At 67.0% G+C, this 8,583-nt stretch carries 6 protein-coding genes and 1 pseudogene; 3 read left to right on the top strand and 4 right to left on the bottom strand.

What is annotated here, in order from left to right; genetic code table 11:
• Positions 1-441 precede the first annotated feature (441 nt).
• The 3 genes from GEV07_20365 to GEV07_20355 all read right to left on the bottom strand — a co-directional run bounded on the left by GEV07_20365 (position 442) and on the right by GEV07_20355 (position 4,812).
• The gene (locus GEV07_20365; GenBank protein MQA04970.1) at positions 442-2,034 is read right to left on the bottom strand and encodes a hypothetical protein; all 1,593 of its coding nucleotides are present in this window, start codon (positions 2,032-2,034) and stop codon (positions 442-444) included.
• A 613-nt stretch (positions 2,035-2,647) separates the two neighbouring features.
• Positions 2,648-3,934, bottom strand: a complete 1,287-nt coding sequence (locus GEV07_20360; protein ID MQA04969.1) for a divalent metal cation transporter — start codon at positions 3,932-3,934, stop codon at positions 2,648-2,650.
• Positions 3,935-4,047: 113 nt separating this feature from the next.
• A complete protein-coding gene (locus tag GEV07_20355; protein MQA04968.1) occupies positions 4,048-4,812 on the bottom strand; it encodes a phosphotransferase in 765 nt (254 codons plus the stop codon).
• A gap of 12 nt (positions 4,813-4,824) precedes the next feature.
• Here GEV07_20355 and GEV07_20350 point away from each other — a divergent pair.
• A pseudogene (locus GEV07_20350) lies at positions 4,825-5,286 on the top strand (aldo/keto reductase).
• Between the two features lie 18 nt (positions 5,287-5,304).
• Here the strand turns inward: GEV07_20350 and GEV07_20345 are convergent.
• On the bottom strand, positions 5,305-5,682 hold the full coding sequence (locus tag GEV07_20345) for a DoxX family protein (GenBank protein MQA04967.1): 378 nt from the start codon (positions 5,680-5,682) through the stop codon (positions 5,305-5,307).
• 223 nt (positions 5,683-5,905) lie between these two features.
• Here GEV07_20345 and GEV07_20340 point away from each other — a divergent pair, with 223 nt between their 5' ends.
• A complete protein-coding gene (locus GEV07_20340) occupies positions 5,906-7,582 on the top strand; it encodes a DNA-binding response regulator (protein MQA04966.1) in 1,677 nt (558 codons plus the stop codon).
• A 130-nt stretch (positions 7,583-7,712) separates the two neighbouring features.
• Positions 7,713-8,549, top strand: coding sequence for a methyltransferase domain-containing protein (locus tag GEV07_20335; protein MQA04965.1), 837 nt, complete (start codon positions 7,713-7,715; stop codon positions 8,547-8,549).
• The last annotated feature ends 34 nt before the right edge of the window (positions 8,550-8,583 follow it).

Here is an 8,583-nt window from a genome sequence, read left to right as displayed (position 1 = left end):
GTGGACTACCTTGAGCATGGGCGTACCTTCCCGAACCAGCGCGCCAACGCTGGCCCTGATCAGAACTGCATGGGCTTCAGATCATCCTTCGAGAAGGTACGCCCCTCCCGAAGCACATCCACAGGTTCTGATCATTGCTCCTCGTCTCGGCGGCTCTCGCCTTGATGTCGACGATCGTCATCGGCGTGTATGTAAGGATTTCGCCGTGACTGGACTGGGTTCAGGACCGGGTGATCTCTCTGCGCAAGGTTGCTCGGCTGATGCTATGGCGCCCGCCAATGACCAAAGACGCATCGAGGCGGGATCGCAGGGAGAACGGCCCCTCGGGCCTAGTGCCTGAGGGGCCGTTTTCATGCCTTGTGCTAGCGGATCTGCTGACGATGAGGGTTGGTCGAGGCCTCGCTTGTCTGGATAACGGTGCCGCCGCAGGGCCAGGCGTTACTAGTCCATCGTCTGCGGGTTCAGATGATCCACGATGCCGCCCCTACTGGGCTTCTCGATCAACGTGCGGAACACCACCATGCCCCTCGCGGAGTCAGGCGTATGCACACCGTCCGATGCGTAGACGGGAATCCCTGGCCCGCGCTTGAACAATGGGCCTGTGTAGGGGTATGCCGACCAGTTGTCCGAGCCCTGTGGGCCAGGGCCGGCGATGTCGTAGTACGCGATCTCCTTCAGTCTTGTCGGCTTGCTGAAGTCGATCACGTCGACTCCGCCTGTGTACCAGGCGTTGACCAGCAGGTCCCGCTTGATACCCATGACCGCCATGCCCATGTGAGCCGAGCAGTACGCGGTCGGGGCCGGGTCGGGCCGCAGGTCGCCCACCTGGAACTCGCTCAGGAAGGCTCCCGTGGCGACACGCGAGAAGAACATCCGCCCGGTCTTGTGTTCTCCTGCCGGGTGCCAAGGCCGCGCCTGCCATGTCGTCATCGGCGGGCAGCCGCTGCCGAAGGACTCGTCGACCCAGTTCACGACGGTCGCATCGTTGTTGAACATGGCGGAGTGGAAGAAGTCGATCGCTCCGGGGATGTTCCCGCTGCCGCCCGAGCTGACCGCGTCGTCGGCGACCTGGATCGGGTTGGCCGTGTCGGGAATTCCGTTCTCGTCGATCCGCCACACCTGGCCCTGCTCGGCGCAGGCGCCCCCGGCCAGGCGCGCCTGGACGTGGACGACGATGTCGTGGCAGGCCACCGCGGCGGGTTCGAACGGACCAGGGCACGGCTCGCCAGGACCGGTAACCGAGCGCTCGCACCAGTCGTTGACCCCGTCCGGGTCACCTGGGTAGCTGATCGCCGGCTGGGTCGCCAGCTCGCTGGCCGCCGACGGGTCGTCGAGCGGCACCTCGACTACCTGGATGACGCCATGCTCCGGGTTGGCCGGGCTGCCCGGATCCTCGTCGTACGGGTTCGTGGTGTTCAGGTGCTCGGTGTCACCACAGGTAGGCCCCGCACGCAGCGGGTAGGACGAGACGTAGACGAGGAGTTTGTTGGTCTCGTCCACCTCGCCCGGCCACAGCGTAATGGTGTGTGCGCCGCAGTCGGTGTACACCGCTTCGACCTGGGTGATCTCGGCGAAGGGGTCGGCGGGATCGTCGCTCATCTCGAAGATCCGGACGCCTTCCCAACCGGTCGGATCACCGTGGTCCGCCGACCGTGCGGCTCCGCACTCGGAGGACGCCATGGTGCGGTCCACGGCCAACATCATCAGGTCGGCTACACCGTTTCCGTTGCGGTCCCAGACGATGGGGTCGTTCTGGAGCCCGTCACACGAGAAGTCCCTCACCAGCCGCGGACCGGCCGGGTTCGAGATGTCGAAGATGCGGAAGCCTCCGACCGCGCGGTCATTGCGGTAGTAGCCGACGAACGCGTGGTTGCCCAAGAACGCGAGATCGGAGTTGATCGCCGAGTTCGGGGACGTCGACAGAAGCTTCATGTTGCGGTGCTGGTCCGCGTTGTGCGATGCGCCCGCTGCGCCGGGCATCGTGCCGAACGCGACCACCATCGCGAGGCCAAGCGCCAGAAGTACTCTCCGCATGCCACACCTCCATTGGTGGGCTAGAAGACATGGGGACGGACGTTCGCCGCCAAGGTGCGGCTTCAACGGCACTCCATAGGCGCCTCCTTGACAACTGGCGCGCCGACGATGGCGGCCTACCCGGCCGGATGCCCGGGTAGGCCGCCCGGAGTTCCTGCATCAGCCACAGGCCCTTCTGTAGTACACGAACCGGCCGCTGGTCGCGTAGTCCGGATGGAAGGCGAGGCCGAGCAGGATGAAGTGGCCGCTGAACAGTGTCTTCGCTAGCGACCCTCAGGGGGCGAGTCATGGCCGCTGATAAAGAGCATCAAGACCGGGCAGTGAAGACAACCGAGACGAGTCGTCGCATATCGCACCTCCATTGGTGTATCGATATGCGCAGAGGCAGACCCCCCGGGCCGTCTGGCTGGTGCGCGCCTACCCGGGGATATTACGCCGGACGGCACGCAGTTGGTACCGCTCGCCTGTGTCCGGATCCGTACCGACACGACGTGATGAGTCACGTCGACGGCGTTCTTGCTGGTCAGAATTGACCGGACGAAGGGGTGAGCAGGGAAACGATCATGGGCCAGCGCCCCAGGGTCAGCGCCTGGGGCCGGCTTCATGCCCTGTGCTAGAAGAGCCCGATGATCTCGTTCACGGCCATCGCGACGAACAGCAGCAGTGCGACTGCCATGACCACGTTCGTCGGGATCTTGTTGCGGAAGTCCTTCTCGATGTTCCGCGAGTTGAGCAGCCACAGCAGGGTGCCCGCCATGAAGGGCACGAACAGAGCGCCGAGCGCGGCGTAGATGATCACGAGCAGCACGGGTTCGTCGAAGGCGTGCAGCAGCATCGGTGGGAATGCGCACCAGACCAGGAAGCCACGGAAGTACCAGCTCTTCTCGGTCAGGTACGTGTCGGCCTTCTCGTCTGGCGCCTTGGAGACGGTCCTGGCGTAGTCGGCGAAGAGATAGGCGCCGGCGTTCCAGCCGCCGAGGATGGAACCCGCTGCCGCGGACCAGAAGCCGACCAGGAACAGCCACTTGATGAACGTGCCGAACCGTTCGCTGAGCGGGCCGGCAAGGGTGACCAGGCCCTCTTCCCCGTCGATGGTGGTGCCGGTGCCGTACAGGACACTCGCGCCGATGATGAGCATCGAGATCATGAAGACGGCAGTGATGATGTAGCCGACGCTCGAGTCGACCCGCATCGTGGGAATCCAGGACGAGCTCCGCCAGCCTCGCTCGCGTACCCAGTACGTGTAGGCAGCCAGCGAGTAGGTGCCGCTCACCCCGCCGATGACACCGAGTGCGTAGAGCACGGAACCCTCGGGCAGGGTGGGCACCAGCCCGGTGAGGATGTTCTGCTGCAGCCCCGGGAGCAGGAAGATCGCGAGCGCTACCACGGTCACGAACATCAAGCCGACGAAGAACTGCATGATCCGCTCGAAGAGGCCGTAGCGCCCGACGAGCAATATGCCGAAGCCGAGGATGCCGTGGATGATGGCCCATCCCCAGACCGGCATGAGCCCGGGGAACATGGCATTGACGGCGAGCGCGCTCGCCGATGTGATCGCCGCGCCGAAGAAGAACGTCACGAGGCAGAGGTAGACCACGAAGTATCCGCTGGCGACCCGGCTGAGGGAGTGCCAGCCCTGGACGATCGTCTTCCCCGTCGCCATGTACCAGCGGCCCATCCCCTCGACGAGCGAGAACTTGATCAGCGCTCCCAGGATGATGGCCCAGATGAAGACGGTGCCGAACTGCGTGCCGGCAACCAGGGCCGTCACCATGTCCCCGGCTCCCACCCCCGTGGCCGCGATGATGAGCCCCGGCCCGACGATCCTGAGTCTTCCCCTGAACTTCGTCGGAACCTGCGTCGCGGAATGCTGCCCTTCGGTGGCGCCGGTGTCGGCCATGGCAAGCCTCCTCATGCTTGGGCACCCAACTGTGCCGGACTAAATCACGTTGGGGAACCCCCGTGTGACGGAGCGCAGTCTTCAGCAGGTGGCCCAGCTCGCGGCGGGACGCCTCAGCCTTCGTCCAGCACCGCCCTGATCACGTGCCGGGCGTTGTGCGCCATCGCGGGGTTCGTCGTCCGGTAGTACGGCAGTGCGATCAGCGCCTGCGACAGCGTCCGCCCGCGGCCACGACGCCAGGACGCGTCGTCCACGTCGAGCGCCGCACGAAAGACCTCTCTCGCACCGGCCGGCAGCAAGTTCCACGCCGGGAACAGGTCGCAGGCCGGGTCGCCGAACCCCATGCAGCCGAAGTCGAGCACAGCAGTCAGCCTGCCGCCGTCGCCCAGGAGATTGCCCGGCATCAGATCGGCGTGCAGCCACACCGGCGGCTCCGCCCATCCTGGCGCCCGCAGCGCGTCGTCCCATACGGCGGCCACGGCGTCGCAGTCGACGCCCTCATCCGGAACTCCGCGCAGGCTCTCGATCGCCGCTCGGGTATCCGCGTCGAGCGAGGCGACCGGCCCGCCTCGGTGTGCCTGCGGCGCAGCCGGCAGGGTGATGCTCCGGATCGCAGCCACGAACGCGGCCAGGTCCTCGGCAACCAGGACGGGCTCGCTCAGTGCCCCTGCTACGGGATGCTCGCCTGCCAGCCACCGGTACACCGACCACGGCCACGGATACCCCTGGGCGGGCTCCCCGGCTCCGAGCACCTCAGGTACGCGCGTGGGCAGACAGGGCGCGAGACGAGGCAGCCACTCCTGCTCCATCGACACCTCCTCGACCCCGCCCTGCACCACCGGCAGGCGTACGACCATGTCGTCGACCAGCCGGTACATGGCGTTGAGCGTGTATCGAACTGCATGCCGTCGCACCTCGACCGGCTGCTCGCGGCCACCTCGGTCGTGCCCGCCGTCAACCAGATCGAGGTCCACCCCTACTTCCGCCAGTCCGAACTGCTGGCCTACGACGACGAGCACGGTATCCGCAACCAGGCCTGGTCGCCGATCGGCGGGATCACCTTCTACCGGGACGGCAGCAAGGGCTCCACGCTCGAGGACCCGGTCATCGTCGCGGCGCACGGCAGGTCGCCGGCCCAGGTGATGCTCCGCTGGCACCTGCAGCAGGGGCGGCAGGTGATCCCGAAGTCGGTCACGCCGTCGCGGATCGCGGAGAACTTCGACGTCTTCGACTTCGCACTGACCGACGAGCAGCTCGCCGCGATCGACGCGCTCGACACCGGCGTCCGCGGCGGCCCGGAGCCGGACCAGATCACCCGCGAGAACTTCGGTATCGAGATCCCAGAGGCCTGAGCCAGCCGCCGCATTGGGTCAGCTGATGAAGGACTGAGGATCGAAGCGGCCCCAGGCCACGAAGCCGGCCAGGGCGAGGTAGACCAGGGTCGCCGCCATGCTCTTTGTCTCGGAGCGACGAAGGTGCACGATGAATGCACCCACCATCACCAGCACCAGACCGAGCGCAGCAAGCGGCACCAGCACCGGTGCGATGTCGAGCGCGGCCGGCAGGATCAGACCGATCGCGGCCAGTATCTCGAGGGCACCGATCGTCTTGATGGCGCCGGCACTCCAGTCCTCGACCCAGGCCTGCTTCTTGGCGATCTTCTCCTTGGGCACGACGATTTTGGCGCCGCCGGCGAAAGTGAAGACGACGGCGAGCAGGCCGGCTATGATCCACAGAGCGATGTTCACGAGGGTTCTCCTTGCAGCGTTGTCAGCCGTACGACGACGCAGCCCGGCGGAATGTGAGCTTGCGATGGCTTTCTGTGCCAGACCTTGCGGTATGGGTGAGCCAGGACGGCTGGTGGCCGCGCATTGTCACCAGGGCTATCCCGGGCCGCCCCTGTCGTGCGAGATCCATCGCTGGCAGCGTCGGCAACCGATGTGACGCGTCGTGTTGGTCTACTTTGGGTAGATGGGTCACCGAGAGACCGGATCGGTCGCGGGGGCCACGACTGTGCTCGAGCGGGGTCGGGCCGCCTGTCTTCGTCACCGCTGGGTCGACGCCTTCGCCGACCTGTCCGCGGCGGATGACCGCTCGGCTCTCGACGCTGCCGATCTGAACACGCTGGCGAACGTCGCCTACCTGATCGGCCGCGACACCGTGGCCGTCGACGCCTTCCAGCGTGCCCATCAGGCCTTCAGGGAAGCCGGTGACGTGGGCCAGGCAGTGCGGTGTGCGTACTGGCTCGGACTGGTGTTGATGGGATCCGGCCGGCATGCAGAGGCGACCGGCTGGTGGGCGCGCGGCCAACGGCTGCTCGACGAGGAGGGGCACGATCGCGTCGAGCAGGGCTACCTGCTGATCCCGCCTGCGCTGCGGGATCTGCAAGGTGGCGACCCGAGCGCCTGCTACGAAGGATTCTGTGCGGTGTTCGCGATAGCCGACCGTTTCCATGACCCGGACCTGGATGCGTGGAGCAAGATAGGGCGCGGGCGGGCGTTGGTACGGCTGGGGGAGGTCGAACGCGGCCTCACCTTGCTGGACGAGGCGATGGTCGCGGTGACCGCAGGCGACACCTCGCCGATCGTGACCGGGCACGTCTACTGCGTGGTGCTCGTCACCTGCCGGGAGGTGTTCGACCTACGGCGGGCGCAGGAATGGACCACGGCGTTCAGTCGCTGGTGCGCCACCCAGCAAGGGTTGAAGCCGTACCGGGGTCAGTGCCTGGTGCACCGCTCCGAGATCATGCAGCTGCGCGGCAACTGGTCCGAGGCCATCGACGAGGTCCGGCGGGCGTGCGCGCACCTGGCCGACCCGCCGGGCGATCCGGTGCTTGGCATGGCCGAGTATCAGATGGGGGAGCTGTTGCGGCTCCGCGGTGAGTTCACCTCGGCCGAGGATGCCTATCGACGCGCGGGTGAGTGCGGACATGCCGTCCAGCCCGGCCTCGCCCTGCTCCGCATGGCCCAGGGCCGCACCGAAGACGCCGTCGCGGCGATCCGCAGAGTGGCCGCCGAAGCCGAGGGCGACCGCGTCGAGCGAGCCAGGGTGCTCGCCGCGTACATCAAGATCATGCTCGCGGCGGCCGACGTCGGTGCAGCGCGTGCCGCGACGGAAGAGCTGGAGCGGCTGGCCTCGGATTTCGACACCGTCTACCTGCACGCTGTCGGCGCGGCCGCTCGCGGTGCGGTCACGCTCGCGGAAGGCGATGCCCATGCCGCGTGTGGCTCGTTCCGGCGCGCCTGGCAGGCGTGGCAGGACCTCGATGCGCCCTATGAGGCGGCCGAGGTGCGGCTGTCGATGGCGAAGGCATGCCGTGAGCTGGGCGATCACGACACCGCGGAGATGGAGCTGCGTGCCGCCCGCAGGACGTTCGAGAACCTCGCCGCCGCTCCGGCGATGGCTGCGGCGGCGGAACTGTCTCGGGACGCCGCCCGCGCCGATGGGACAGGGCTGACACGCCGCGAGCTGGACGTGCTGCGGCTCGTGGCTACGGGGGCGACCAACCGAGAGGTCGCGCATGCCTTGGCGATCAGCGAGAAGACGGTCGCGAGACACATGAGCAACATCTTCGGCAAGCTCGGGGTCACGTCCAGGGCCGGCGTCACGGCCTACGCTTACGAGCACGCTCTCCTTCCCGGACGCTGACCCGGCTACGCAATTCTTCCCACGCGCCGCCCACCCGGAATTGGGTGTTTCGTTCGAAGCGGCGAAGGCGTCGCATCCCCGATCCTCGGACCACGGCCAGCCCGAATGTCCTGGCAAGGAGATGACACTGATGTCCACACAAGTACCGTCCACTGAGCAGATCCGGCAGTCGTGGGAGATGGTGGCGCCCGGGTTCGATGAGTTCGTCTCGCCGCTGACGATGACGCTCGGGCAGGTCGTTCTCGACGAACTCGGTGTCGGGCCGGGGACCGTGTTCCTCGACGTCGGCGCGGGCAGCGGCGCCCTCGCCATTCCCGCGGCGCGGCGAGGCGCGGACGTGCTCGCCATCGACCTGGCCCCGACCATGATCGAGCGGCTCAACGCACGTGCGCGGGGAATGCCGAACCTGCGAGGCCGCGTGATGGACGGCGAACACCTCGACCTCGCGGACGACTCGTTCGATGTAGCCGCCTCGGTCAACGGCGTGACGTTGTTCCCTGGTGTCGACGGCGGCATCGCCGAGATGGTGCGGGTGACGAAGCCGGGCGGCAGGGTCGTTCTCGTGTGCTTCGCATACGGCATCGAGTACGCGGAGTGGGTCGCGTTCTTCTTCGCGGCGGTAAGGACGGCGGTGCCCGATGCACCGCTACCTCCGGTGGATCCACCGCCGCTGCCGTTCCAGCTGGCGGATCCGCAGAAGTTGCGGACCAAGCTCGTCGAGGCCGGGCTGGCCGATGTCTCGGTCGAGGTGGCGAGCTGGGATGTCCAGGTGCAGTCCGCGGCGCACTACTGGGACGTGGTCACCGCGAGCAACCCGATCGCCACGCGGATCGTCACCCAGCTCACTACCCAGCAACAGGCGGATGTGCGGCAGGTGATCGACGGCATGCTGCGTGAGCGGTCGGACGGCTCGCCAGGCGCTGTGCTGCGCAGTCCGACGAACATCGGTGTCGGCACCAAGCGCTGAACAGGCCGTGGACCACACGACTACGAACAAGGAG

It is taken from the genome of Streptosporangiales bacterium (genome assembly GCA_009379825.1).
Taxonomy (GTDB): Bacteria; Actinomycetota; Actinomycetes; order Streptosporangiales; family WHST01; genus WHST01.
Note: the sequence above shows the minus strand (reverse complement) of the source record. Positions and strands in the feature narration are given on the sequence as shown.